Here is a 26266-nt window from a genome sequence, read left to right as displayed (position 1 = left end):
TTAGATCTGAACTGAGATCCGAAGACTTCACGCATTCGTGACAGCCTGCTCCGATCTGGCTGTTTCAACACAAAGAGAATCACTTCCCAGAGAGGCTATATGAATTCACGACGCGATTTTCTGAAAGCCGCTGCGATGCTTGCGGCTGGTGGTACTGTCAGCGGCACGTTTCCCGCTTCAATCCAGAAAGCCTTTGCTATTGATCCTGCGCCCGGAAGTTCTTATCTCGATGCCGAGCATGTGGTGATTCTCATGCAGGAAAATCGCTCTTTCGATCACACATTCGGAACGCTGCGTGGTGTCCGTGGTTTTGACGATCCCCGCGCGATGACCTTGCCGAACGGCAACCCGGTATGGCTGCAGAGCAGCGCGGCCGGTGAGACGTTTGCGCCCTTTCGTTTGGACATCAAGAACTCAAAGGCAACATGGATGGGCTCGCTCCCACACGGATGGGTAGACCAGGCGGATGCTCGCAACGATGGCAAGCACGATGGCTGGATTGATGCCAAGGCTTGCAGCCATAAAGAGTATGCCCACATGCCTCTCACGCTCGGCTATTACACGCGCGAAGATATTCCGTTTTATTACTCTCTGGCGGATGCATTCACCATCTGCGATCAGAACTTCTGCTCATCCCTCACTGCGACAGAGCCGAACCGGCTTCATCTCTGGACCGGAACGGTTCGCGCGGAGCAGTCCATCGATTCCAAGGCGCACGTCTTGAATGAGGACATGGGATACGATCTTGAGCTGGACTGGAAGACATTCCCCGAACGGCTGGAAGAGGCGGGAGTATCGTGGCGTATCTATCAGAATGAGATCAGTCTGCCTACGGGATTGAACGAGGATGAAGACGCCTGGTTATCGAATTTCGACGATAACACTCTTGAATATTTCGTGAACTATCGGGTGCGCTTTTCCCGTACGCGCCGACGCTACCTGGTGGCAAGAGAAGCTTCGATCGCCGTCGAGCAGAAACAATTGCAGAGCCAGCCGCAGCCTCTCTCCGATGCCGACACAAAGAAGATGCAATCTTTGCAGAGCGAACTGGCACAGGTTCAACATGAACTCAAGACCTGCACAGACGAAGCCTTCGACAGCCTGCCCGAGCATGCGAAGAATGTCCACAATAAGGCATTCACCACGAACGAAGGCGACCCCCATTATCGCGAACTCACCAGCATGAAGGTTCAGGATGGTGAGACGGAACGAGAGATGCTGGTTCCCAAGGGAGATGTGCTCTATCAGTTCCGCGAGGATGTGCGTGCGGGCAAGCTTCCGACCGTCTCCTGGATTGTGCCGCCGGAGAGATTTTCAGATCATCCGTCTTCGCCCTGGTACGGCGCGTGGTATCTCTCCGAAACACTGGATATTCTTACGCACGATCCTGAAGTGTGGAAGAAGACCATCTTCATCCTCTGCTATGACGAAAATGATGGTTACTTTGATCATGTGCCGCCCTTCGTACCGCCTCAGCCTGGGCGCGCGGACACGGGTAAAGTGTCATCGGGAATCGATTCATCGGTTGAATATGTGCCTCAAAAGCAGGAAGACGAAATCCGAGAGGTATATCCGCCGTGGAAAGGGCGTCCTGGTCCTATCGGGCTGGGCTTCCGCGTTCCGTTGGTCATTGCATCGCCCTGGAGCAGGGGCGGTTATGTTTGTTCGCAAACCTTCGATCACACGTCCATCCTGCAATTTCTAGAGAAGTTCGTGAGTCATCGGAACGGTCTTGCGATTCGCGAGAACAACATTAGCGCATGGCGGCGCACGGTCTGCGGTGATTTGACATCGGCCTTCCGAGCACACGCACCGAAGGAGACCGCTATGCCTTCTTCTGTGCAGCGTGATCCTTTTTTTGCGTCGATCTACAAGGCGAAATTCAAGCCGGTTCCCAATAACTTCAAGAAGCTGAATGCGGATGAAATCGCGGAGGTGCGATCCAATCCTCGCTCCAGCCACATGCTTCCGCATCAGGAACATGGCGTGCGGCCTATGTGTGCGTTGCCCTATGAACTCGGGGCCGAGGGATCGTTGAATGCCGATCGAAAGACGTTCGATATTCAATTTTCTGCAGGCCGCACCATGTTCGGTGAGCGATCCGCAGGCGCGCCGTTTCGGGTTTATACAAGTGGACGAGTTCGGGCTCAGGATGGATCTTCTTCTAAATTCGAGACTGGCCGTGCGTGGGACTATGCAGTTTCCGCCGGTGATCGCATTCTGGGGCAGTGGAAGCTGGAGGACTTCGAAGATGAGGCCTATCACCTTTGCGTGTCTGGTCCGAATGGCTTCTTCCGCGAATTCAGAGGAACGGCCAGTGCTCCCATGCTGAAAGTTCAACTCCAACCCGTGTTCGTTGCAGGAGCTGCAACGGGCAATCTCGAACTTCAACTCGCCAATGATTCAGAGCATCCGCTTACCATTGTGGTCGACGATATGGCTTACGGAAGCAAGCAGCGTTTGATCAAGCTGAATGCTGGCGGCAGCCCGTCCGGCCATACAAAGCTGGAGATCAATTTGGCCTCAAGCTCCAACTGGTACGACTTGCGCATTCACGTAAAAGAGGAAGCTGCTCTTGATTATCGCTACGCGGGTCATATTGAGACAGGCAGGGAAAGTGTCAGCGATCCTTACCTGGGTTCCGTGAAGTTGTAAGGAAAGCTATAAGAGAAGCAAGATACAACCGGCTGATTGCCTGGGAAGATTGAACATCTGGGCTTCACAAAATTCAAACGGCGAACAGGCTTAGCCTGTTCGCCGTTTGGCGGTTTTAAGGGGGCGCGAGGAAGAATCTCTTTTCACCCCCAATGGATTTAATTTAATTAAAAGTCGATTCTGAGCGCCGCCTGTCCGGTACGATTTCCGGCGTTCTCTGCTGTTTGCGGTCCAGTCAACTGTCCGAATAGCGAGTTATCGATCGCCGTTACTGGTGGTGCAAAGTTGGTGTGGTTCAGGACGTTCGTAAAGGTTGTCTCGAAGCGCGCATGTACCCTTTCTGTGATGGTGAATCGCTTCGCAACGCCAAGGCTTACGGTAGCTGTTCCAGGCCCTTGAATGATTCCGACTCCGGCATTGCCGAAGCGGCCTGCTCCTACTGGGGTAGCCAGGAAAGACATGTTGTTGTAGGTGACGGCATTCGCAGTGCCTGCGGAAACAACGTCGGGACGAAGCACTGCGCCGCGATTAACGACGTTCGTGTTCGACTGATCGGCAGATCCGCTGATGCTCGGGGTGAGCCAGGGGCCTGTTTCCAGCAGCGTGATGGTAGTCAGATCCCAACCTCCGAGGATGGCATCCTTGAACGCGCTTGTGTTCATGAACTGGCGTCCCTTGCCAAAGGGAAGCTGGTACATACCAGTCAGCAGCATGCGGTTGTGGCGAGTACCTGAAACATTTCCGAGGTCCTGTTTGACGTGGAAATGATCGGCAATCGGAAGTCCGTAGTTGACCTCACCCGCAAATGCGTTGGGTGCATCGCCCTGGTTGTCGGCTACATTATTGGCATACGTGTAGTTGGCATCCAGGTAGAGTCCATGTTCCAAGCGATGAGTGGCTTGTACTTCGAACGCGTGATAGTTCGCCTCACCCGCATTGAATGTGCTGTAGAGCGTCGTCCAGTTCTGGTATGGAGCACGGTTATCGACGAAGACTCCCGCGGTAGCTCCTGAGTTGTATGGAATCGTGCTGGCCGGAATCTGGTTCAGATCCTCGGTGATGTTCAACCGGTAGCTATGCATGCCAACGTAGCTTGCACGAAGCGAGGTGGCATTCGATAGTTGCCGCTCCACGGTCACATTCCATTGGTTAGATTGTGGATCGCGGAAGTTAGGATTCACTCCCTGGTCCAGTCCGCCACCGCCAAAGGTCGGGCCGCCGGTGGTAGCAGGCGCGGTGTTTGGGAAAACGATCTGCGGAGTATTCTGTCCTGCCGAGTTGGAGTTGGAATAGATGTGCAGATTCGAGGTTGGGTTACCGCTGTTGTTAAACGAGAGCGGTCCGAGGTTGGTCATCGTGTAGACACCGAAACCAGCGCGCACCACGGTCTTGGTGTCGTTGAACGGGCGATAGGCAATCGAGACACGAGGCTGGAAATCGCCCTTGTAGGTCTGGCGCAGGCCCTGCGGCAGGCCGTCCTGACTGGCTGTAACGTATGCGGTGCAGCTTATGCCGTTGACTACAGATCCCGCTGCTGTACCGGCCGGGCATGCATTGAATGACTGCTGAAATGCGATGTTGGAAGAAGTGATGTTCTGGCTGGTGAGATATCCGGCCAATGCATCCGGGACAACGATCGAGTTGTTCCGCTGATCGAAGTTAGCGAGATTGCCGCCATCTTCCTGGAAGCCAGGGAGAATCTGCCAGCGCAGACCGTAGCTGAGCGTTATACGGCTGTTTACCTGGAATTCGTCCTGGCCGAAGAAGCTATATTGCGTAGCAGTTCCGCCTACGTCCGGGCTGGAGACGGCGAAGTAAAGCGTAGTCGGAGCGCCTTCGAGAAAGTCGCCAAAAGCGTTGCCTGTAAACTCCTGCCCTGGGGCCTGTCCATATTGCGGTTGAAAGACGAAGTTGCCGAAGTCATCCGAGGCGAACTCCGGCGCAAAGCTTTCCAGGTCGAAGTAGCGTACACGGCGAACGTCAATGCCACCCTTTACCGTGTGCCTGCCGAAGGTGTAGGTGAGGTTGTCGCTGAATTGAGTGGTTCTTGACTGAGTGATGCCTGCCTTGTCTCTTCCGATGGTTGGGAAGGGAGTGCTTGCGCTGAAGTTAAAGGTAGGAAACGCGTGGGTCAACGGATGTTGACTGATGTCAACGCCGTTCAGGTCCAACTGGCTTAATGCGGTTGAGCCTTGAATCGGGAAGTTGACGTTGGTCGTGACATTCGTGAAACCGTAGCGGAATTCATTCAAGAGCCTTGGTGTGATCGAGTACGTATGCGAGATCAGCAAGCTGCGGTTGTGAATGGAGTCCACATCATCCGGCAAGAATAGGTTCGCGAAGGCCGAGGATATGTTCTTGCGGCTGAAGCGCGCATAAGCTGATTGCTTCGAGGAGATCGTCTGATCGACTCGTATGTCCGCGCCATCGGTGTGGGATGGGGTTGCTTGAAAGTTCTGATAGTTGATCGTTTTCGTCTGATTGGTTGCGCCCGGCACGTTTGGCATCGGGTAGTAGCCAAGCAGTGCTTTGGCGGTTGCATTGATCTGCGTCGCTGCGATTGTAGGACCGCCGATGTCGGAGAGATCGCCGCTTCTGTCAGCCGCGGTTGGAACTACCTCTTGCTGGAATACTGCAGTGCTACGCCGGTTGCCTTCATAGTCGGCAAAGAAAAACGTCTTGCTGTGTCCGTCATAAAGATGCGGAATCACGACCGGTCCACTTAGCGAAAAACCAAATGTATTGAATTTCTTGGGAGCCTTGGAGTCAGAGCCATATGGATCGGCATCGAGTGCCTGGTTCTGCAGATATTCGAAAACGCTTCCGTGATATTCGCTTGTTCCGTTCTTCGTGGTGAACGTCACATCGCCGATCTGAGAGAACTCCGCGCTGTTGTTGAACGATGTCACCTTGACTGCTGCAATTCCCTCCTGCGAAGGATAGGCGTCCTGCAAGGCGCCGTTCTGACGTACGTTGGCAGTTGAGATGCCATCGACTGAGAAGTTCACCATGGAGGAGCTTGCTCCGCCGAGTGCGATGTTGCCTGCACTATCCGTCTGCACGTTGGGAGACAGCGCCAGGGCGCCTAACGGACTTGTCGTGGTTGCGCGGTTATTCAACGGTAGCTGCGTCATCTCGATATTGGTCTTCGAGTCGCCGATTGTTCCGTTTTCCGTATTGATCTGGTCAGCTGCTCCGGACACTTCGACTGTTGTCGCCTCTGCCGCCACGTTGAGCGTAGCTCCAAGTCTCAAGTCCTGTCGTGCTTCCACGGAGATACCCGACACAACCGTGTCGGCAAAGCCATCGCGATGAGCGCGCAGCGTGTACTTGCCAGCCTTTACGTTCTCAAAGATGAATGCGCCTGAGGCATCCGTATCGACTGTGCGTTCTGTATCTTCATCTGTGCTGTGCAGCACGATCTGCGCGCCTGGAATCGCTGCTCCGCTGACGTCCAGTACATTGCCTCTAACACTTCCAAACGTCGATTGTGCGTGTGCAAACGACCCTGCAACAAACAACAGACAGAAAATGCCAGATACAAATAAAACACTCATCAGAACATTTCGTTTCTTCTGTCTGTGAGTGCAACGAGCGCTGTTCTGCTCCTGTCGAAGCGACACGGCTGTATCCTCTACTGGGGACATGCGTGTTGCTTTGTTTCGTGAAAGAAAGCCTCTAAGTAAGCTCATGCTGAATCACCTCGTATGCCGGCAAAAGACCGACACTTTCAGTGAATCGCGAACGCCGTCAGCAATGCATAAAGTCTTTCCTAACGGTTTACTTATGCCCGGCTCATTATAGTTTTAGTAGAGGTAAACGGATGACTACCACACCTATCAAGGTAGTCCTGCGCAGGATTGCTGGCGGCAGTGCCTCTGCAATGCTGCTTACACTTATTTCCTTCAGGCTTCACTTTAATCTATCTGCCGCGACCTCCATCCATCTCTTTCTGGTGGTGGTCATCGCGATTCGTTGGGGCTTGTTAGAAGCGAGTCTCGTTTCAATTCTATCTGTTGTCTGTCTCGATTATTTTTTTACCGAACCCCTGTTCCAGTTTTACATCACGGATTCGCATGATTGGATAGCTATCCTGATCTTCGAAGCAACTGCTCTGCTCGTCAGTAGCCTTTCGAATCAGGTAAGCAACCATGCTCGCGAGTTAGAGCGACGCCAGGCTCAACAGCAGAAGTTGTACGAACTCAGCCAGCATGTTCTGCTCATCAGTCGCGACGCGGCGGTCGATCAGCAGATCGTCGATCTTATGCGTTTCAGTCTGCAGGTTAAAGGCGTTGCTCTTTGGAATGCCTATGAGATGCATCATTGCAAGAGTGGCGATTGCGATTTCCCCGATGGCGAAGTGCGCTCCGTTTTTTCTCTTGAAGCAAACGAAGACGACTTGAGCAGTGGAATCTCCAGGCGGGTACTGCGATCAGGAACGAGACCTATTGGGGCTATTCTCCTTTCGGGACATTCGCTTGACTCTGCCTCGGTCGATGCAGTCGCTTCACTTGCTGCGGTTGCGATCGAGAGGGCGCGATCCTTCTTTACCGAGGCAAACGCAGAAGCTGCAAAGCAGAGTGAGCAACTTCGTTCTGCCATTCTGGATGGTCTGGCACACGCATTCAAAAGCCCTCTCACGACAATCAGGGCCTCAAGTTCCGGTCTGCTCGCGATGAAGACACTCTCCGGTACAGAACAAAAACTGGTTGGCTTGATCGATCGCCATGCAGGGCATCTCAGCGATCTCGCCACGCATCTGCTGCTCACTGCGAAGTTGGATAGCGGCGATCTGAAGGTTAAGCGCGAGGAGATTGACGTCGTCCGACTGATTCAAAACACGCTCGCCGAATCCTTACAGGAACTGGCTAGGCACCCTATCGACTTTCAATTGAGTTCCGGTTGCAACGCTGTATATGCGGACAGGAAGCTGCTTCAGATGGCCCTTTTTCAGGTCCTCGACAATGCGGCAAAGTATAGCCGTCCTAAGTCGCCGGTGGTCATTGTGGTTCGAGAAGAAGAAGCGGAACTGGTCATAAGAATCAAGAATGAGGGCTCATTCATTCCCGATGACGAAAGAGAAAAAGTATTTCAACGCTTTTATCGTTGTTCTGAATCGGTCAAATCCATCTCCGGTACCGGGATTGGTCTCTCTGTAGTGAGGCGCATCGCCGAAGCTCATCGAGGCCGAACATGGGTTGAGAGTGATCACGTAAATGGAACAACGTTCGCCATCGCGCTACCACGCATGGCAAAGGAGAAGACATGATCCAGAAGAGCAAGGTGCTGGTTGTTGAAGACGATGCAGGAATTCGCCAGAGTCTGTTTGAGACATTGGGCGCATTGGGATTTGCGGTCGGAGAAGCCCATAATGGGGAGGATGCGCTCATACAATTGCGCATGGTCAACTATGACGCGGTCCTACTCGATATCAATATGCCGGGAATGGGAGGGAACGAAACGTGTCGAAGAATCTGTCAAACCTTTCCTGGACTGCCGATCATTATGCTCACTGTTCGCGACGATGAAGAGGATATTGTCGAATCGTTGGACGCGGGCGCGTTTGACTATGTCACGAAACCATTTCAGATAGGGGAGCTGACGGCAAGGCTGCGAGGAGTCATTCGGCGGCGGCGCGTCCCGATTGGGGGACCAGAGCTGATCAGCATCGTAGGTGAGATCACGCTCGATGCCAATCGCCGCATTGTAGAGAAAAAAGGGGAGCGGATACGTCTTGCTCCAAAAGAATACGAGACCCTTCGTTGTTTGATGGAGCACGCTGGAAGGCCCGTCAGGCACGAAAATCTGCTGCGGTCCATCTGGGGACCGCTTTACAGCAACGAGCGCGAATACTTACGCGTTGTCATCAACCAACTGCGAAGGAAAATTGAAGACGATCCTGCTCACCCGGTTTATATCCTGACCGAAAGCCATATTGGCTATCGCTTCCGTGAAGAATAACTCGTCAGTGTTTACGCCGATGCTCAGGCACGTGGTTAGCACTCCTCGGATGCGTTAGAAGGCTATCTATTCATGGCTCATATTCAATCGCTTGCAATCGCCACGCTGCAATTTTGAGTCTGAGCATCAAGTGCTATCTGTCGCAGAGAAGGCAACACCGCTCCGATATGTACAGCAGTGGAATCCGGAGAACCTAGCGAGAAATAGAGTTCGCGAAAAATGGTGTAAAGCCTGTCGTATATCGCGGCTTGTTGAGGATCTGGCAGGAAGGTCTCATAGGAAGGGCAGAGTGCATTTTGAGCCTCTTGAATCGAGGCGTAATCGCCAGCCGCAACAAAGGCGAAGATTGCCGAGCCCAGGCTTGTGACATCTTGAGAGGGCACTAAAACGGGCTTATTCAATACGTTCGCATAGACGCGATTGAGTGTCTGATTCTTCTGAGGAATTCCGCCCCCATTGATGATTCGAGTTACAGGGGTTCCGTGTGCTTCCATATGTTCGAGGATGATGCGCGTGTGAAGGGCAGTGCCTTCAATCGCGGCAAAAAGCTCGTCCTTGGCCGTGTGCATCCTGTTCCAGCCGAAGGTTACGCCGCCGAGATTGGGGTTTACCAGCACGGTGCGGTCGCCGTTATCCCAGGGCAGGCGCAGCAGGCCTGTTTGTCCGGCCCGATACTCTTCGAGTCCTTGAGTAAGATTTGAGACTGTCATGCCGGCTCTTTGCGCGATGCCGTCAAACAAATCTCCCACAGCCGACAGGCCAGCTTCAATGCCTACGTATTCCGGCAATACGGAGCCGGGCACGACTCCACAAACGCCTGGAACGAGTGTTTGATTTTGACTGACGCCGATGATGCAGGTGGATGTTCCAATCACATTGACTACATCGCCAAGGCCAATGTGGGATGCCACTGCGTCCCAATGGGCATCGAGCGCGCCGACTGGAATGGGAATGCCGGCTTGCAGGCCGAGCCGTGCAGCCCATTGTTCCGTGAGGGTTCCTGCGATCTGGTCGGATGCCTGGTAATGTCCGCCGAGCTTCTCACGTATGCCAGCGAGGAGAGGATCGACGGATTGAAAAAATTCTTCCGACGGAAAGCCGCCCCATTTTGGATTCCACATCCATTTGTGGCCCATGGCGCAGATGCTGCGGGGAAGATCTTCCACTGTCGTGATGCCGCAAAGAGTAGCAACGATTAAATCGCAGTTCTCAACGGCCGTAACGAAATCCTTGCGCTTGTCGGGGTTATTGCGAAGCCAGTGAAGGAGCTTTGAAAATCCCCACTCGGAGGAATAGGCATCCCCGCACCATGCGAGTGCTTCGAGATTTTGATCGCGTGCAGCCTGGGTTATTTCACTGGCTTCGTGAGAAGCCCGGTGATCGCACCATAGGTAGTAATCGTCGAGAGGCTGAAGATCTTTGCCTACGGGGATGATTGTCGATCCAGTTGTATCGATTGCAATAGCTCGAATCTCTTTTCCATCGACTCCGCTCGATTGAAGCGCGCGGCTTATGGCGAGTTGAAGAGCGTTCAACTGGGCTTCGTGACTCTGCGTCGCGAAGGTATTGTCGCTGGCCTTTCGGATTACTTCGTACTCTGCGATTCCAGATCCGAGGCGGCCTTTGAGATTGTCAAAGACCGACACCCGGACACTCATTGTTCCAAAGTCTACGCCTGCTACAACGCTCACTGGAGATGCTCCTGTATGCCGATCGATCAGCGTGTGGAGTTGAGGCCCACGGAGCCGCACAGATGCACATGGACTCCGAGGGAATGGAACATCGCGGCTTTGAGAGCGAGTGCTTTGGTTGCAGTTTCAGCATCGGGAGCGTAGGCGATGCTTACGTGGTTTGCACGATGGCGAGCCATGAAGGAATCGCGCGTGATTCCATGGAAAACTGTACTCACCAGCGGCCACTGACTTGTTGTTTGTGACCAGCGGCGAGCTTCTTCCTGCTCTGGCAGCCGGACGACGGAACCGCGTCCGATGTCGAGATGCAATGCGCCGTCTTCGACGAAGATGCGGCTCCAGACGATCTCGCCGGGCTTTCCAATTCCCTTGAGCGTTCCGCCGCCGAGAGGGAAGTACATTGGAGGCTGACGTTCGCTGGTCGCGCCTTTATAGCCGTCTACAAAGTGGCTGGCCGGAGCGGCGCCTGATATCTGGAGCACCCACACGTATTCGTCCAACTCGGGTGACGTGAAGTGCTCTCCCCAACGAAGATCATGCAGGGTTGTGGCGGGATCGAGTCCGAGAGCGGTCCAGCAGTGGTTCGTTATGACGGCGTCCAATGCTGCGCCCTCATCCACTTCATTGAAATGCGGAAGAGCCTTTCCTGCGTATAGTTCTTCGCCGGATTTTTCATCGAACACTGGAGGCCGTTCCGTATTGTTCAAGAGCCCCTCGACCAGGTCGGAGGCGGGAACCTGGTCTTTTAGTCCTTGCTGATACTGAATGCCGATGGCGTCGCAGCCAAACTCATGTGCGATGCGGACTGAGGCAATATACATCTTGAGTTGCTGATGAATCTGAGCATCGGTCAACTCCGTGTGCTCATCCTGACCGGTCTTGAAATGGAGCCCCTTGTCGTCAAGCCATTGTCTCGCTTTGGTTGATTCTTCGTCCTTCACCGTCGTCATTCTTGCCACGAGTGCGGACTGACTCAAGCGCTCCTTGAATACGCCGACGGGATTCAGGAGTTCATCATCGATGATGGCGTTGTACATGCCCATGCATCCCTCGTCGAATACCCCGATGATCGCTTTTCGGTGCAGTAGATTTGCGGCGAGTTCACGACCATTGGTGACGGATTCTTCGGGCAGCGAGTGAATATCCAGATCGCGCACATGGCTCAAGTCGTGAGTGATGTGCTTGCTATCGAGCCACTCTTGAATGCCATCGAGAAAGTATGTGTCGGTGAAATCCTTGCTCCAGATGGTGCTGAAGGAGACACCAGCTTTGACGAGAGATCCGTTTAGATTCAACAGGCCAACGAGCCCTGGCCATTGCCCCGACCAGTTCGCTACGGTAAGAATCGGCCCGCGATGAAAGCGCAGCCCTGGCAGCACATGGTGCGTATATTGCCAGACGGCCTCGGCGACGATGACTGGAGCATCTTTGGGAATTGAGGCAAAGACGTCCATTCCATATCGTTGGCTATCGATGAAGCCATGTCCCTTGCTGGCTTCAAATGGGTGCGCTCGCTTGACTTCGCATCCAAGGCTTTGCAGCGCGGCGGTGAGCGCCTGTTCCAGGGTGTTTTGAGCAGGCCAGCAGACTTGGTTGGCGGATGGGCGTAGGTCTCCGCTTGCGACCAGATAGACAGTTTGAGACATGTTGGAATAAACCTCGATTCGACTCGAGGATTTTAACGGATCACAATTAAAGTTTTCAATAGGAACGTTACGATTTGATCCACAGAGAGTTATCGCTTTGAGTGGTTACAAGGAAACACCGACTTTAACCTATGTTTTTGTTGAGCAGAGAGACGTGTTTTTGTGTATCAGGTAGCGGCTATTTTTTACGAGGCTCTGGAGCGGGAGCAGCGGTGGAGTTTCTTACGTGTAATTCAGTCTTCAATTGAATCTGTTTTGTAATCACATCATTGGAACTGGCGTTTATGATCTGGTGCAATAGCTCGAAGGCACACCGCCCCATCTCTCCAGTGGGCTGTGCGATCACGGTGAGGCTTGGAGTAACATAGCGATTCCACACGTAATCGTCAAAGCCCACGACGCTTAATTGAGCGGGGATTTTAATTTTTCGCTTGTCAATGGCTTCAAAGAGCCCGAGCAGGAGCTTGTTGTTGCTTACGACGATCGCAGTTGGACAGGGCGAACAGGCCAGTAACTGAAGGCCAGCCTTCCTGCCATCCTCAATTTGAACGCCGCCGCCTATCAGGTACTCATCCCTTATCGGGAGGTGGTACTCCTGCATTGCCTTTCTGAAGCCATCGAGCCGATCACGGTGGGGTGATAAATCCAGAGTCCCGATAAGCATCGCGATGCGTTTATGGCCAAGCTTGATCAGGTGTTTTGTCGCTTCATAACCAGCGTCTACATTGTCGGATGAAACGGTGCTTCCGATGGTGCCGGGGGGAACCCGATCTACGAACACCATTGGAAATCGTCGTCGGATTACAGCATCGAAGGCGCTCGGAGTTGCGCAGCATGCGAGGATAACTCCATCGACTCTCCTTGCGGAAAGCATCGCTAGATGCCTGGCTTCATTGTGCGCATCTTCACTGGAATTGCAGAAAAGTACGCCGTATCCTGCCTGCCGGGCTGCCTCTTCTACTCCGCTGATTACTTCAGGATAGAAGGCGTTTGTAATGTCTGGAATTACAACTCCGATTACGTTTGTTCTACCGGTTTTGAGGCTGCGTGCAACCTCGTCAGGATGGTAATCAAGCGCCGCCATCGCATCCTGAACGCGCTTCTTGCGTTCGGGGCTTACGGCAACGGTTTCATTGATGACAGCGGAGACCGTGGAGGTCGAAACGTTGGCAAGGCGCGCCACATCGCGCATTGTGAACTTTGTGCGTTCAGACATCGATCTTCGGCATCCTCCCCTCGGCTCAAGACTGTTGATCAAGCGTATATCAGTATGCATGAATCCAAGGACCAATTGCACAATCAACGGTATGTTCTTGTTTCTTAAATAAAATCGTAACGATACATATCGACGGATATTAAATCAAGAAAAGATAAATAAATTTTGTTCAGAGTTATTAAAATATATGAGCTTTTAAGTTACATATGTCGAGATCAGCTGTAAATCGAATCGTTACGAAATATGAAAATAGTGTCTGGAGATTTCAACCTTGGCTGTGGATACTCGCCGCGAAAACTTTCAATATGATCGAACCCTGGTCTTTTCATCTGTCACTGCAACAAATTCAGGATATTCTCTTCACCTTTAGAATTCAGGGATAGAAATCCACTTGCAGATCGTGGGAGATAGAGACAGCTCTTCCGTCCTGTTGTGGCGGAATATCTGTGTAATTGGCGGGAGATCGTAAGTTATTCAAACTCTGTATAAACTGCTGCTTTAAAAAATGGATGGCGGAAGCGGTGAGATTCGAACTCACGGAACCCTCACAGGTTCGGCGGTTTTCAAGACCGCTGCCTTAAACCACTCGGCCACACTTCCTTGCACCCATGATAAACCATCCGCTATTTCAACGCCGCGGATTGCTGTAAATTTGGTCCTTCGTCGCTTCGTTTATATAGGGACCGATGGGGATTTCTGTTGCGTCAGACGCGAGGACGCGGTGGAGAGATAAAGATTGGCAGCAGGATGGAGATGGCCATGATTCCAGAGATTATATGCAGGCCGCTGACATAGTTTCCCGTTGATTGACGCAGGTTAGCGATCAGCAATGGGCCAAAGGCGCTAGCGAATCCCCATGCTGTGAGCATGAGGCCGTAGATGGGGCCAACGTTTTTTGAACCGAAGTAGTCTGCCGCGAAAGCGGGCATGGTGCCGAAGCCGCCTCCATAGCACATGAGGATGATGAAAGAGATCACGGTGACAACAGAGGCAGCTGTAAGGTTTGGCAATAACCAAAAGAGCGCGATTTGCAGAATGAACATAACAGCGAAGGTCCAGCGGCGAGTGAGCATGTCGGAGATCCAGGCCCAGAATACGCGGCCAAATGCATTTCCGATCGAGACGATGCCGACCATGCCGGCAGCTACGATAGCTGTGGCCTTAGTGAGTTCCTGAAAGATGGGCGCTTCCTGCGAAATGAGCGAGATGCCCGCTGAGCTATTGAGAAAAAGCAGGAACCAGAGTGCCCACCATTGCCAGGTTTTGAGCGCGCCGCCGAGCGTATAGTCGGTTGTTGCGCGTTGGGCAGAGAGTGTTGCGCTTGGGCTCCAGCCAGCGGGTTTGTAACCCTCGGGAGGGTTTTGCATAAAGTAGCCGGTGCCCATTGAAACGATGAGATAGCCGATACCCAGCCATGCGAAGGTATGCATGACGCCGATGCTTTGAATCAGGTGCGTTGCGAGCGGAGCTGTGATCAGGGCTCCAGCACCGAAGCCGCCGACGGCGATGCCGGTGATGAGTCCGCGACGATCAGGAAACCACTTTACCAGCACCGCGACCGGTATGATGTATGCGAAGCCAAGACCGATGCCGCCGATGACTCCGTAACTGATGTAGAGCCACCAGAGCTTGTCTGCCGAGAAGCTGGCGAGAAAGACGCCGAGGCCATAGAGAAATCCACCAGTGAGCGCTACGAGGCGCGGACCGGATTTGTTGTTCCAGAGGCCACCAAAAAATGCAGCGAAGCCAACGACAAAGATACAGATGGTGAATGTCAGCGTAACGTCGGGAGTAGACCAGTGAAATTGCCTGGTGAGCGGTGCTTTAAAGACGCTCCAGGCGTAAACAGCCCCGAGTGCCATTTGCATCAGGAAGCCAGCGAATGCAATTCTCCAGCGGCGTGAGTCAGGCATGAGTTATCCTTCCGCGTTCTCTGATTCTTCGGTACGGGTTTAGAGAAAGTTAGTGGTTGGCGCTGGCGCTCCCACTTGATTTCAATTGCATACCGAGCTTCTTGAGGAAGTTGCTGACAAGGCCAAGCCCTCGGCGCTGCTCTGGTCCGGTAAAGCCTGCAACCACGGAAACGAGGCCCGGTGGTTGCGATGGAATCGATTTCGCATCGCCGAAGCTTTCGCCCACTGCCGTTGCCACACTTTGCAAAATAGCCGGGTCGATCGACCCCAGCATCTTGGCGAGGATGAGGGCGTTGCGCATCGTGCGGATGGACTCGGCCGAGTTAGCTCCTGAGCTGACGCTTTCGACCAACTTATCGCTCGCACTTAGAACTCCGCGCGCAATCGTGAAAATGCCGTGCTCATGCAGCTTTTGCAGTAACTCGTATCCATCGAGAAGCGCGGCTGCATATTCAGTGGAAGCTTCTTCGAGACGTTTCTGCAGTTCCTGCTTGGGGTCGCGGGGCGGAAGCTTGAGAGGGATGGGCTGGGCCATAGCAGTGTCTCCTTAAACGGTTTTGAGCGGCTGGATCTGGACGTACGGACTATTGGACGTGGTCCCAGGTTTGCGATAGTCTGCGCGCTTCCACTTACGTTCAATTTCAACGCCGGCCTGCGGAGTGGGATTGCCGAAGCGTGAGTTGGTCCGAGGCAACGGGCTCGGTCCGCCGGTGGATAGGATGTTCATTTGCACCGAGGTTTCCTTGTAAGCCGGTGTGTGTGTCGCCGCGTCTGTATGACTGCTGGTGAGGCGATTGACGGGCTCGTCGGTGGAGTTCATGGGCATGTAGAGTTCGTTACCGTGGACGCGATCCGTGACCAGTGCCTGAACTTTGACCTTTCCGTAACGTGAGATAAGTTGCACCCATGTGCCTGTTTCGATGCCGCGCTCTACTGCGAGAGCGGGCGAGACTTCAACGAAGGTGCAAGGTGTCTTTTCGCGAATGCCTTCGGTGCGGTAGGTCATGTTGCCTTCGTGGAAGTGTTCGAGCAGGCGGCCGTTGTTGAGGTGGAGATCATACTCGGCATCCGGTTGGTCTGTGGGCTCGGACCACTCGAGGGGATAGAGGCGCGCTTTGCCGTCGGGGAAGTTAAATTTCTCTGTATAGAGTAATGGCTGATCGCTGCCATCGGCGGCGACTGGCCACTGGAGAGTCTTGTAGCCTTCGAGACGTTCGTAGGTTACGCCGGCCAGCAGCGGGGTAAGTGCGGCAATTTCATCGTAGATTTCAGAAGGATGTTGATAGTTCCAGTTAGCACCTAAACGATTGGCGACATCCTGGATAATCTTCCAGTCTGGCCGGCTTTCTCCGAGTGGTTCAAAGACCTGGTAGAGGCGCTGGATGCGGCGTTCTGTGCTGGTAAAGGTGCCGTCCTTTTCGAGGCTGGGACTGGCAGGGAAGATAACGTCGGCGAAGCGACAGGTTTCTGAAAAGAAGATGTCCTGCATTACCAGGAAGTCGATCTTCGCGAGAGCATCGCCGACAAAGTTTGCGTTGGAGTCGACAAGACTCATCTCTTCGCCAAAGACGTACATAGCCTTGAGCTTTCCTTCGTGGATGGCGTCGATCATCTGGTGATTGTCGAGTCCGGGCTTAGGGGGAAGAGTTACACCCCAGGCTTGCTCAAACTTCGCGCGAACTTCGGCGTCTTCAACCTTTTGATAACCGGTGTAGAAGTTGGGCATGGCTCCATGATCGCTGGCGCCCTGCACGTTGTTGTGGCCGCGCAGAGGGTAAGATCCCGAACCGGGACGCATGTAATTGCCGGTGATCAGCAGCAGGTTGGAGATGGCAGTCGAGGTATCCGAGCCCATAGAGTGCTGGGTGACTCCCATTGCCCACAGGACGCAGACGCCGTCTGCTTCAACGATCATGTGAGCGACCTGCTTCAGTGTTTCAATTGAGATGCCGGTGCGCTGGCTCGCCATCTCCAGCGTGAAGGATTCAAGGCTCTTCCAGTAGGCATCTGTTCCGTTCACCCATTGCTTGAGGAAGTCGGTTTTTGCGAGCCCGTTGTCGAGAATATAGCGAGTGATGGCGGAGAGCCATATGAGGTCGGTGCCGGGCTTAGGATGCAGGAAGACATCGGCTCGTCTTGCCATTTCGTGTTCACGAAGATCAGCCACGATCAGTTTTTGCCCGTGTAACTTGTGCGAGCTTTTGACACGCGTGGCGATTACCGGATGACTCTCAGCGGTGTTGCTGCCGATGATGATAACCAGGCCTGCCTGTTCAATATCGGAGATAGAGCCGGAATCGCCACCATAGCCCACTGTGCGGAAGAGGCCAGCGGTAGCCGGAGCCTGGCAGTAGCGGGAGCAGTTATCCATGTTGTTGGTGCCAATGACGGCGCGCGCCAGCTTCTGCATCAGGTAGCTTTCCTCATTTGTGCATTTTGAGGAAGAGATGAAGGCGAGTGCATCCGGACCGTGCTCGGCCTTGATCTCGGAGAACTTGCGGGCAACGAGGGTGAGCGCTTCATCCCAGGATGCTTCGCGAAAGCTATCTCCTTCGCGGATAAGAGGCTTGTTGAGGCGGTCGGGACTATTCACGTATTCCCAGCCGAACTTGCCTTTGATGCACGTTGAGATTCCATTGGACGAGCCTTGGCCCGGTTCGACCTTGAGGATGTGCCGCGCCGATGGATTCGCCTCCGATTCCTGCGTCCAAATATCGAAGCTGCAACCCACTCCGCAATACGTACAGACGGTCTTGGTCTTTCGTGTGCGACTTTCGCGCATCGTAGATTCGATCTCGGATACCTGCAGGATGGCGCCGTAACCCAGCTCAGGTTCGATGCCTTTTACGATGTCAATCATGCTGGTGAGCGCTGACTTGGGCAGTTCGGTAAAGTAACCGGCATGGTGCAGCATGGTTTTTTCCATGAGCGCATTGCAGGGGCAAACGGTAACGCAATGGCCGCAGGAAACGCAGCTCGATTCGTTAATGGATGAGCCGCCATCCCACAGTACACGGGGGTGGGCGGATTCCCAATCGATGGACAGTGTTTCATTGACCTCTACGTTCTGGCAGGCCTGTACACAGCGCCCGCAGAGAATGCACTGATCGGGGTCATAGCGATAGAAGGGGTTGGACATGTCCACTTCATACGGCTTGGGTTTGTAGGGAATCGACTGGTGCTCCACTGCGAGTAAGGCGGTGGTGTTATGGATTGTGCAGTTGCCGTTGTTGTTGTCGCAGACGGTGCAGTAGAGCATGTGGTTGCCGAGAATACGATCGAAAGCCTCGCGCTGGGCCGCGTCAGCTTTCGCGGATTCAGTGGCAACGGTCATACCGTTCGCTGCGCTTGTTCCACATGCGCGGACTAACTCGCCGTCGACCTCGACCATGCAGGTATCGCAACTCTGAATGGGGCCAAGCTGATGGTGGTAGCAAACCTGCGGGAGCTTTTCACCAGAGCGATTGATGACGTCGACGAGGCGTTCTCCTGGCTTGATAGCACAGGGCTTGCCGTTGACGAGAATCGAAGAAGAAGAGAATGGGAAAGAAGACATAAGCGGTGAACCTCCACGAGCCGAATTTCTCGCGACACTTAATTTGGATGAGTTTAGCTCGCAATTGTGTTGTTGTAATTTGGTTTGACAAATATTTTTAAAGCAATCCAATGGCAGGTAGAGTGCAAGAAGCCTGGCCAAAGTGAGAAATTACGGCCCCGCATTACTGGCCCGCATTACGGTCCTGCATTATGGCCCGGGGAGATCCTGGTTTCCGCGCATCGAAAAGCTCCGGAGTAAAGCACAAAACGGCGACCTCGCAGGAAGCCGATGAGCGTAAGGCCCAGTTCGCGCGCGAGTTGGACGGCGAGGCTGGAAGGCGCGGAAACAGAGGCCAGCGCGGGGATTCCAGCAGCGAGCGCTTTTTGGATGATTTCGAAACCACCACGCCCGCTGACAAGCAGAATGTGCTGGGATAGCGGCAGCTTACCCTGGAGCATGGCCCAGCCGACGACCTTGTCCACTGCATTGTGGCGACCGATGTCCTCACGCAGTACCAGCAGTTCTCCAGATGCGCTGAACAGGCCTGCTGCATGCAGTCCGCCGGTATGGCTGAAGACGGCCTGGGCAGCGCGCAGTTTGTCGGGAAGGGTGCACAGCAGCTCCGGATCGAAGCGGAAATCTGGATTGGGAGCGTGCAGCCCACGTTGACGAATGGCTTCGATGGAGGCTTTGCCACAAATGCCGCAACTGGAGGCGGCAAAAAAATTGCGCTGCATCTGCGCGGGGTCGAACTGGCAGTCGCGCAATTCAACCTCTATGCCGTTGTGCTTGCCGCTGGCGGATGTGACGTAAGAACGCAGGCTCGCGAGCTGTGCTGGGTCTTCGAGGATGCCTTCCGTCAGTAGGAAACCGGCGGCCAGTTCTTCGTCGTGCCCTGGGGTGCGCATGGTCACGGTCAACGGGGATTGGCCTATGCGAATTTCAAGGGGTTCCTCTGCGGCGAGTACGTCGTCCTGCAGGCGGAACTGACCGTCACTCCACTCAGTGACCTGGGTAAGTTGAACACTTCGAGGTGGAGCGACTTGGGTAGCCATGCAGAGAAGCCCGCCTATGCTTTTTCAACTATAGTCCCTGACGCATTTCGTTGCTTGCTGGACAATATTTGCGCCATTGCCAGGTTGAAAGTGCTACAAAGTGTGCATGGCCAAGAGTAAGACAATCGGTACGGATACTGAATCCCGCTCTGGAGCTGGATCTGGCCAGACGACCAGTCTGAAGACGCTCGGGGAGTATCTCAATCTTTCACCGGCGACGATCTCGCTGGTGCTGAACAACGCGCCGGGCGTTCGATCGATTCCCCAAGAGACGCGAGAGCGAGTGCGTGAGGCTGCCAGGAAGTTCGACTATCGACCCAGCTTTTATGCGCGCTCCCTGCGAAAAGGGCAGACATTTTCAGTTGGCGTACTGGTGCCGGAGTTGAGTGATGGCTACGCGGCGCAGGTGCTGGAAGGTGTCGAGGATGTGTTGGTGGAGGAAGGATATTTTTATTTCACCGCCAGTCATCGCCGCCGCAAGGACCTGTTAGAGGAGTATCTGCGCCTGCTGATGGACCGCTCGGTCGAAGGGTTCATCGCCATTGACACGCCGCTGGAGCACGAGTTGCAGAAGCCGGTAGTGGCCGTAGCGGGGCATCGCAAAATTCAAGGCGTGACGAATGTCGTGCTGGATCAGCGCCGTGCCGCGGAGCTGATCCTGGAGCATCTAAAACAACTGGGGCATCGCAAAATTGCGTTTATGCGCGGCGGCAGCCACAGTTCAGATGCGGATGAGCGCTGGGAGTGTCTGATGGCTGTGGCGCGCGAACTCAAGGTATCGGTCAGGTCGGAGTGGCAGGTGCAGCTTGAGTTGCGTGTCTCGACGCCGGAGCTGGGTTATCCGCCGACGGTGGAACTGCTCGATCGCTGGAAGGATCTCTCGAAAGCGGACGATCGTTTCACCGCGCTCGTTTGCTACAACGACATTGCTGCGATCGGAGCTATCCGGGCACTTCGCGAACGACGCTTGCGCGTGCCGGAGGATGTATCGATCGTGGGCTTCGATGATATCCAGGCGGCAGCGTTTCAGAACCCGAGCCTGACGACGATTCGCCAGCCGCTGCGCAGCATGGGGGCAACGGCGGCGAAGATTCTTCTGAGGAGGATTCGCGCACAGGGTGACGATCCTGATACGGTGCCTGTGATTCCGGAACTGATGGTTCGGGAATCCACGATGTTCATCGGGGAGACAGTTCAAGGACCAGTGCGGCAGGGGAAGAAGATGCGGCCCTGAGAATTGAAAAGAGATGAAACGAACGCAAGCGAAAGGGCAAGCCGAGGATGGCTTGCCCTTTCACTTGCATCCGGTTGCTGCTGTTGTCTCTAGTGCTTGCCTTCCAGTTCGTCGGCCAGCGCGGAGGCGCCATACACGTTGCGCAGGGCCTCGATCATGCCTGCACTATGAACAGCGACGGCACGATTGCGTTCACCCTCGTAAACGAAGTCTCCTGCGAGCGACTCGATGTTGCCATCGAAGATGAGCCCCACTAAATCACCATTTCGGTCAACAACGGGCGAGCCGGAGTTGCCGCCGATGATGTCTCCCGTAGAGACGAAATCAAGCGGAGTAGCCAGGTTGAGTTTGGACTGCGCATTTACAAAATGCGTTGCCAGGTCGAATGGAACCTTGCCGCTGAAGCTTGTGGAGCGGTCATAGAGCCCGTAAAAGGTGGTGACCGGCGGCGCGATGGTGCCGTTCATGGGATAGCCCTTGATCGTGCCATAGCTCAGGCGCAGGGTAAAAGTCGCGTCGGGATAAGCGTCTTTGCCGTAGGCCAGGAAGCGTGCGGCGCCGATTTTTTCTTCAGCGGGCGTGAGAATGCTATCGACGTCATCGCGGATTTGACGCTGATTCTCACGCACAATGGGGTCCAGCCGCCGGGCGACAACGATCATTGGATCGGTCGAGGAAGCAACCGCAGCTTCGCCGCCCTCAATCAAAGATTTGCGGAAGGCTGGATCGGCGAGCTTGGTGCCGTCCACAAGCTTGTTGGTTACGGCGGTGGGGTCGCCGCCCTGGAGAATGGCATCCAGATAGGGATCGTTTTTACCCAGCGTTTTTACGCCAGTGGAGAGAGCGCTGATCATGTAGAGCTTCTCTGTCGCGGGATAAACGGGTGCGGGTGAAAGCATCTGGTAGCGAAGAGACTCCAGACCTGCGTCATGGAACCCTGGGAGCCGCTCGCCATCGGGCTTCTTGATTTCGGCAACGTACTGCACGACCTGGAGGGCCAGGCTCAGCAGGCGGCTATCTGTACGTCGATAGAATGCGTTGGGAACAATCTGCTGTTCCTTCTGCACGGCGGTGGAGATGGTCTCCCATGTAGCACCGTACTTCTGTTTCCATTCAGGATTGGCATTGATCTTGGCGCGGAAGTCGTCCTCCTCTGCCTGTTTCTTGGCGAGGATGGCCTTGTCCTTCAACGCTTCATAGCGGCCCTGATAGACCTTGAGGCTGTTCTGCAGGCCAAAGATCAGTGTCGCGACCTGCCGAGCCTGCTCCGGTCCCTGCGTGGCATACTGCTGCGCCACTGTGATGCGGCGGGAGAGATAGGCAATCGCGGCTGGCTCAATGGTGTCGCGCTCAAAGAGCAGCTCTGCCATGGTGCTCTGGCGCTGTGTCGAACCAGGATGGCCGGAGATGAAGATCAGATCCCCATCGGCCGCGCCCTTCACATTCCACTTGAGGAAGTTGTCGGAGTGAACCGGCTTGCCGTTTTCATAAACACGGAAGATAGCCATATCCAGGTCATAGCGGGGATAGGTGAAATTGTCAGGATCGCCGCCGAAAAAAGCTGCCTGCTGCTCGGGAGCAAAGACCAGGCGCACATCGGTGTACTTCTTATAGCGATAGAGCCAATACTCGCCGCCGTTATAGAGCGAGACGACATCCGAACGCAGGCCGGTCTTGTCGGTGCTTTCTTTTTCAATGGCTGCGATGGCGGCTTCGCGGTCTTTCAATGCCTGCTTGGGATCGGAAGCGCTCTTAGTCGAGGCCGAGATCTTCGCCGTGATGTCCTCCATGGAGACAAGCACGTTGACCTCGAGATCCTGGGACTTCATCTCCTGGTCAGGCGTTGCTGCATAGAAGCCGTTCTGAATATAGTCATGCTCGGCGGAGGAGTTCTTCTGCAACTGCCCGCGTGCAACGTGATGGTTGGTAAGAAGCAGTCCGTCCGCACTCACGAAGGAACCGGAGCCGCCGTCGTTCAGCCGGATGCTGGAAAGACGCAAATGGTCCAGCCACGCCTGCGAGGGAACAAAGCCATACTTGGCCTTGAGCAGCTTCAACGGGGGATTGTCGAAGGTCCACATACCCTCTTCAGCTCGGGCGGACTGGGCGGACTGGACAAAGGGAATTGCCGCGATCAGCACGGCGGGCAACAGAATGGAACGGTAACGCTTCAGCATCGAAAAACCTCGGTGGATAGAAGATGGGAAGGCAGGTCAGCCTGTGAGAACGAATCTGAAGAACGAACTATAGTTTACCGCCAGGATGCAGCTACCGGCGTTTTTCTCTATTTAAGAATGGAAAGTACGAATGCATCGGACGAAAAAAAACCTGCTCCGGCTATTGCCGGAGCAGGTTTTTGCATTGCGTGGATTTTGCTATCGTCTGCCTTGGATGGTCTTGCCCGCAGTTTTTTTGGCGGCCCGTTTAGCGGCGAGAGCATGTAATTCGCGGCCGATCGACGAGCGGTTGATGCCAAGCTGCAAGCCGAGATTGAGCAGGTTGCCGGTACCCCAGTAGAGCGCCAGACCCGAAGCGTAGGTCCACATGGAGAAGCCGAAGATGGCCGGCATCATAAAGGCCATCATGCGCCGTTGTGCCGGGTCCATGCCCGGTGACGGTGTGATGAACTGCACAAGGAACATGCTGGCGATGATGATGATCGGAAGGATATGCCACGGGTCTGCAGCGGCCAGGTTTGGCAACCATCCCCAGTGCGCCTGACGCAACTCGATGACGTTGGCCAGCACGCGATAGTAGGCGAAGAAGAGCGGCATCTGCACGAGCAGCGGCAGGCAGCCACCGTACATGTTGATGCCTTCTTCCTTGTACAGCTTCATCGTCTCCGCGTTCATCTCTGCCCGCTTGGGATCGGTGGCCTTGAGATGCGCATAGCGCTTCTTGATGGCTTCCAGCCTGGGCTGCACGCGCTGCATCTTGAGCGATGACTTCATCATCATGATGCGGGTGGGCAGCATGAGCAGGTTAAAGAAGATGGTGACGATGATGATCGCCCATCCCCAGTTGCTGACAATGTGTTGATAGACAAAGCGCAACAGCAGGAAGAGCGGTTCGGCAATGATCTTGAGGAAGCCGAACTGGATAAGCGGCTTCAGGTCTTCGCCGGTGGCATTGCCGTCAGGCCCGGTGCTGTGGATCGAGGCGAGGACGTCAAATTGAAGCGGTCCGGCAAAGAGGCGGGTATGCGTATTGCCGCTGGTGTCGCCCATTGCAAGGCCCAGAACAGGAGCCTTGAACTTCTCGCTGTTCGGGTTTGCGGCATCCTTGGGAACGTCGAGCGTGTTGTGCAGCGTGACGACTGTTGCCCGCGAAGGAACAGCAGGAAGGAACGTTGCGGTGAAGTAGAGATCGGTCGTCGCGGCGTAGTCGTAAGACTGCTCCAGCGTGGCATTGCCGCTGACCTTGGTCGGGGCAACGGAATCACGCTTGCCATCGGTCGACCAGTCAAACTTGCTGGCGTTGTACTGCGGCACTTCTTCCTGATCGCCGAGACCGCTGGGCCAGGAGATCAGAGCGCGTACCGGTGAGCCATTCCGAGTGACGTTGACCTGCGTGTCAATGACGTAAGTGTCGTTGAACGTAAAGGTCTTCGTGACCGTCAGCGGGCCCTTGGAGTACTTGAAGATGATGCCCGCGGGTGCGGCAACATGGCCGGTCGATGAGGCCTGATAGAGCGCCTGATTGAGTTCCGTGGTCAGCGCTGGCTCATAGGTGTACAGCGAGAGAGGCAGGCCAAATTGCGCGGCGGCCGGCTGATCGACAAGATCCAGATTCCACTGCCGGCCCTGCGGGTCCTTGCAGTTGCGGTCCATCTTGCGGCCTTCGGACTCTGCGCAGTAATGCTTGAGTATCCAGTGTTTGACCTGCGCGCCTTTGTTGGTAAATGTGATGCGGTAAAGCTCGTTCTCGACTACAGTCTCAGTTTCAGAGGACGCTGCAACAATGGGCGCTGCACCCGGAGCCGGGACCGCTCCACTCGCCGCTGGCTGGCTGGGCGCTGCCGATGAGGGCTGGCTGCTCTGCTGCTGTTGTTGCGGCTGCGGAGCCGGAGGTGGTGTCGGCTTGAAGTATTGAAAGGCAAGAAGTGCGACCAGGGCCAGAACGGTAAAGGCGATCATGGAGCGCATGTCGCCGCCTCCGCCACCGGAGCCCTGCGTTGGAGCATTGGGATTACGAAGTTCAGCCAAAGGTTCAGTCCTGTCGTTTGTTACAAAGGTGCGCCGCGTGAAGAGCGCCGCTTTCTATGGTAACGGGTCGGGTTGAAGATGGAGTGCCGGGGAATGGAACGGGATCGAAACCGCCATTGCGGATTCGCGCAAAAGGATGGCAGCGCAGGAGACGGCGCAGGGCCATCCAGGAGCCGCGTACTGGCCCGTGGATGGTTACGGCTTCCACTGCGTACTGGGAGCACGTAGGCTCGTAGCGGCAACCACCAGGGAAGAGCGAATGCATAGCCGGCGAGAGCCAGTAGCGGTAGAAGCCGAGAATCGCCAACAAAATGCGCTTCATAACGAAGTGGTAGGCCGCGGCGCCAGAACGTGGACCTGATTTGTGCCTTGAGCAGCAGCTTTGGCCGCTGCCGGAGGAACAGATTGCCGCATCTGCGTTGCCACCTGACGGAAGATACGCAAAACCTCGGTCTGAAGTTTCCCGGATTCCATCGTTATGACAGAACGGCGCGGATGCAGGATCAGATCGATGTTGTCTGGCAATTCGCAAAGATGCTGCCGGATGATCTCGCGCAGGCGGCGTTTGATGCGATTGCGCTCATGCGCCTTGCCGATGACCTTGCCCACAGTAAGGCCGACACGGGGGCAGCTCTGCAGCTCGACAGCAGGCAGCGTGGGCCTCGCGGCGACAAACCACGTCATCGACGGGCTGAACTGCTTGCGAGTGGCCTTGTAAACACGCTGATAGTCAGCATGTTTGCGCAGGCGAAAGTCCTGTGCCGATGCTGGCAATACCGATCGAGGCTCAGATAGGGAAGTCATCGCTGGCACCGTCTGCCGACAGAAGTAATTTGGCGGGTGCCGCTACTCGCGAAGTCGGTAGTGACTGTGGACAGGGAATGAAGCCGGTGCAACGACTGGGCTGGATGATCTAACGATCTAACGCTCAAGCAATGGCCGCTCTGACCCGTAAATTCACAGGGAAGAGCGGCCACGCTGAAAACTAGTCGCGGAAGCCAGCGCTGACGGCAACGCGCTTGCGGCCCTGTGCGCGGCGGCGGCTGAGTACGGCTGCTCCGCTCTTGGTCTTCATGCGGGCCCGAAAGCCATGGGTCTTGACGCGCTTGCGGCGGTTGGGCTGAAATGTGCGCTTGGGCATGGGAGCTGCTC

Annotated in this window: 17 protein-coding genes and 1 tRNA gene; 4 read left to right on the top strand and 14 right to left on the bottom strand. The window is 54.9% G+C overall.

All coding sequences use genetic code 11. The annotated features are described in order from the left end of the window. Nucleotides 1-99: 99 nt before the first annotated feature. Entirely contained in the window at nucleotides 100-2655 is a 2556-nt protein-coding gene (locus OHL19_RS00485) for a phosphocholine-specific phospholipase C (protein ID WP_263355615.1), read from the top strand. A gap of 167 nt (nucleotides 2656-2822) precedes the next feature. On the opposite strand, the gene OHL19_RS00480 is transcribed toward OHL19_RS00485, so the two are convergent. Further along, a complete protein-coding gene (locus OHL19_RS00480) occupies nucleotides 2823-6212 on the bottom strand; it encodes a carboxypeptidase-like regulatory domain-containing protein (RefSeq protein ID WP_263355614.1) in 3390 nt (1129 codons plus the stop codon). 266 nt (nucleotides 6213-6478) lie between these two features. On the opposite strand from OHL19_RS00480, the gene OHL19_RS00475 reads away from it, so the two are divergent. Then, nucleotides 6479-7924 (top strand): sensor histidine kinase, encoded by a 1446-nt coding sequence (locus OHL19_RS00475; RefSeq protein WP_263355613.1) that lies wholly within the window; start codon nucleotides 6479-6481, stop codon nucleotides 7922-7924. Further along, nucleotides 7921-8616 (top strand): response regulator transcription factor, encoded by a 696-nt coding sequence (locus OHL19_RS00470; RefSeq protein ID WP_263355612.1) that lies wholly within the window; start codon nucleotides 7921-7923, stop codon nucleotides 8614-8616. The genes OHL19_RS00475 and OHL19_RS00470 overlap by 4 nt, the downstream gene beginning before the upstream one ends. Nucleotides 8617-8699: 83 nt before the next feature. Here the strand turns inward: OHL19_RS00470 and OHL19_RS00465 are convergent, their stop codons facing one another. From OHL19_RS00465 to fdhD, 8 genes are all read right to left on the bottom strand, one after another. Beyond that, nucleotides 8700-10307 (bottom strand): ribulokinase, encoded by a 1608-nt coding sequence (locus OHL19_RS00465; RefSeq protein ID WP_263355611.1) that lies wholly within the window; start codon nucleotides 10305-10307, stop codon nucleotides 8700-8702. A gap of 26 nt (nucleotides 10308-10333) precedes the next feature. Next, nucleotides 10334-11953: a fucose isomerase gene (locus tag OHL19_RS00460; protein ID WP_263355610.1), complete on the bottom strand. Its 1620-nt coding sequence runs from the start codon at nucleotides 11951-11953 to the stop codon at nucleotides 10334-10336. 178 nt (nucleotides 11954-12131) lie between these two features. Further along, nucleotides 12132-13169: a LacI family DNA-binding transcriptional regulator gene (locus OHL19_RS00455; protein ID WP_263355609.1), complete on the bottom strand. Its 1038-nt coding sequence runs from the start codon at nucleotides 13167-13169 to the stop codon at nucleotides 12132-12134. A gap of 510 nt (nucleotides 13170-13679) precedes the next feature. Continuing rightward, nucleotides 13680-13769, bottom strand: a tRNA-Ser gene (locus OHL19_RS00450). A gap of 104 nt (nucleotides 13770-13873) precedes the next feature. After that, entirely contained in the window at nucleotides 13874-15082 is a 1209-nt protein-coding gene (locus OHL19_RS00445; RefSeq protein ID WP_263355608.1) for an L-lactate MFS transporter, read from the bottom strand. A 49-nt stretch (nucleotides 15083-15131) separates the two neighbouring features. Next, on the bottom strand, nucleotides 15132-15617 hold the full coding sequence (locus tag OHL19_RS00440) for a DUF1641 domain-containing protein (protein ID WP_263355607.1): 486 nt from the start codon (nucleotides 15615-15617) through the stop codon (nucleotides 15132-15134). A gap of 12 nt (nucleotides 15618-15629) precedes the next feature. Next, nucleotides 15630-18638: a formate dehydrogenase subunit alpha gene (fdhF, locus tag OHL19_RS00435; protein WP_263355606.1), complete on the bottom strand. Its 3009-nt coding sequence runs from the start codon at nucleotides 18636-18638 to the stop codon at nucleotides 15630-15632. Between the two features lie 176 nt (nucleotides 18639-18814). Beyond that, entirely contained in the window at nucleotides 18815-19675 is an 861-nt protein-coding gene (gene fdhD / locus OHL19_RS00430) for a formate dehydrogenase accessory sulfurtransferase FdhD (RefSeq protein ID WP_263355605.1), read from the bottom strand. Between the two features lie 106 nt (nucleotides 19676-19781). Here fdhD and OHL19_RS00425 point away from each other — a divergent pair, with 106 nt between their 5' ends. Then, nucleotides 19782-20909, top strand: a complete 1128-nt coding sequence (locus OHL19_RS00425) for a LacI family DNA-binding transcriptional regulator (protein WP_263355604.1) — start codon at nucleotides 19782-19784, stop codon at nucleotides 20907-20909. Nucleotides 20910-20998: 89 nt separating this feature from the next. Here OHL19_RS00425 and OHL19_RS00420 read toward each other — a convergent pair whose 3' ends face one another. The 5 genes from OHL19_RS00420 to rpmH all read right to left on the bottom strand — a co-directional run bounded on the left by OHL19_RS00420 (nucleotide 20999) and on the right by rpmH (nucleotide 26255). Then, nucleotides 20999-23086 (bottom strand): S46 family peptidase, encoded by a 2088-nt coding sequence (locus tag OHL19_RS00420; RefSeq protein WP_263355603.1) that lies wholly within the window; start codon nucleotides 23084-23086, stop codon nucleotides 20999-21001. A gap of 198 nt (nucleotides 23087-23284) precedes the next feature. After that, on the bottom strand, nucleotides 23285-25114 hold the full coding sequence (gene yidC, locus OHL19_RS00415; RefSeq protein WP_263355601.1) for a membrane protein insertase YidC: 1830 nt from the start codon (nucleotides 25112-25114) through the stop codon (nucleotides 23285-23287). A gap of 4 nt (nucleotides 25115-25118) precedes the next feature. Then, a complete protein-coding gene (gene yidD, locus OHL19_RS00410; RefSeq protein ID WP_263355598.1) occupies nucleotides 25119-25436 on the bottom strand; it encodes a membrane protein insertion efficiency factor YidD in 318 nt (105 codons plus the stop codon). After that, a complete protein-coding gene (gene rnpA / locus OHL19_RS00405; protein ID WP_263355596.1) occupies nucleotides 25433-25918 on the bottom strand; it encodes a ribonuclease P protein component in 486 nt (161 codons plus the stop codon). The genes yidD and rnpA overlap by 4 nt, the downstream gene beginning before the upstream one ends. 181 nt (nucleotides 25919-26099) lie before the next feature. Further along, on the bottom strand, nucleotides 26100-26255 hold the full coding sequence (gene rpmH, locus OHL19_RS00400) for a 50S ribosomal protein L34 (RefSeq protein ID WP_263351005.1): 156 nt from the start codon (nucleotides 26253-26255) through the stop codon (nucleotides 26100-26102). Between the last annotated feature and the right edge of the window lie 11 nt (nucleotides 26256-26266).

This window comes from Acidicapsa ligni (assembly GCF_025685655.1).
Lineage (GTDB): Bacteria > Acidobacteriota > Terriglobia > Terriglobales > Acidobacteriaceae > Acidicapsa > Acidicapsa ligni.
The sequence above is the reverse complement of the archived record's forward strand: the minus strand, read 5'-3'. Positions and strand labels throughout refer to the sequence as shown.

What these genes read in the sequence shown, in the direction of transcription:
- OHL19_RS00485 (WP_263355615.1), top strand. Translation starts at nt 100, where the DNA reads ATGAATTCACGACGCGATTTTCTGAAAGCCGCTGCGATGCTTGCGGCT.
- OHL19_RS00480 (WP_263355614.1), bottom strand. Translation starts at nt 6,212, where the DNA reads ATGAGTGTTTTATTTGTATCTGGCATTTTCTGTCTGTTGTTTGTTGCA.
- OHL19_RS00475 (WP_263355613.1), top strand. Translation starts at nt 6,479, where the DNA reads ATGACTACCACACCTATCAAGGTAGTCCTGCGCAGGATTGCTGGCGGC.
- OHL19_RS00470 (WP_263355612.1), top strand. Translation starts at nt 7,921, where the DNA reads ATGATCCAGAAGAGCAAGGTGCTGGTTGTTGAAGACGATGCAGGAATT.
- OHL19_RS00460 (WP_263355610.1), bottom strand. Translation starts at nt 11,953, where the DNA reads ATGTCTCAAACTGTCTATCTGGTCGCAAGCGGAGACCTACGCCCATCC.
- OHL19_RS00455 (WP_263355609.1), bottom strand. Translation starts at nt 13,169, where the DNA reads ATGTCTGAACGCACAAAGTTCACAATGCGCGATGTGGCGCGCCTTGCC.
- OHL19_RS00445 (WP_263355608.1), bottom strand. Translation starts at nt 15,082, where the DNA reads ATGCCTGACTCACGCCGCTGGAGAATTGCATTCGCTGGCTTCCTGATG.
- OHL19_RS00440 (WP_263355607.1), bottom strand. Translation starts at nt 15,617, where the DNA reads ATGGCCCAGCCCATCCCTCTCAAGCTTCCGCCCCGCGACCCCAAGCAG.
- fdhF (WP_263355606.1), bottom strand. Translation starts at nt 18,638, where the DNA reads ATGTCTTCTTTCCCATTCTCTTCTTCTTCGATTCTCGTCAACGGCAAG.
- fdhD (WP_263355605.1), bottom strand. Translation starts at nt 19,675, where the DNA reads ATGGCTACCCAAGTCGCTCCACCTCGAAGTGTTCAACTTACCCAGGTC.
- OHL19_RS00425 (WP_263355604.1), top strand. Translation starts at nt 19,782, where the DNA reads ATGGCCAAGAGTAAGACAATCGGTACGGATACTGAATCCCGCTCTGGA.
- OHL19_RS00420 (WP_263355603.1), bottom strand. Translation starts at nt 23,086, where the DNA reads ATGCTGAAGCGTTACCGTTCCATTCTGTTGCCCGCCGTGCTGATCGCG.
- yidD (WP_263355598.1), bottom strand. Translation starts at nt 25,436, where the DNA reads ATGAAGCGCATTTTGTTGGCGATTCTCGGCTTCTACCGCTACTGGCTC.
- rnpA (WP_263355596.1), bottom strand. Translation starts at nt 25,918, where the DNA reads ATGACTTCCCTATCTGAGCCTCGATCGGTATTGCCAGCATCGGCACAG.
- rpmH (WP_263351005.1), bottom strand. Translation starts at nt 26,255, where the DNA reads ATGCCCAAGCGCACATTTCAGCCCAACCGCCGCAAGCGCGTCAAGACC.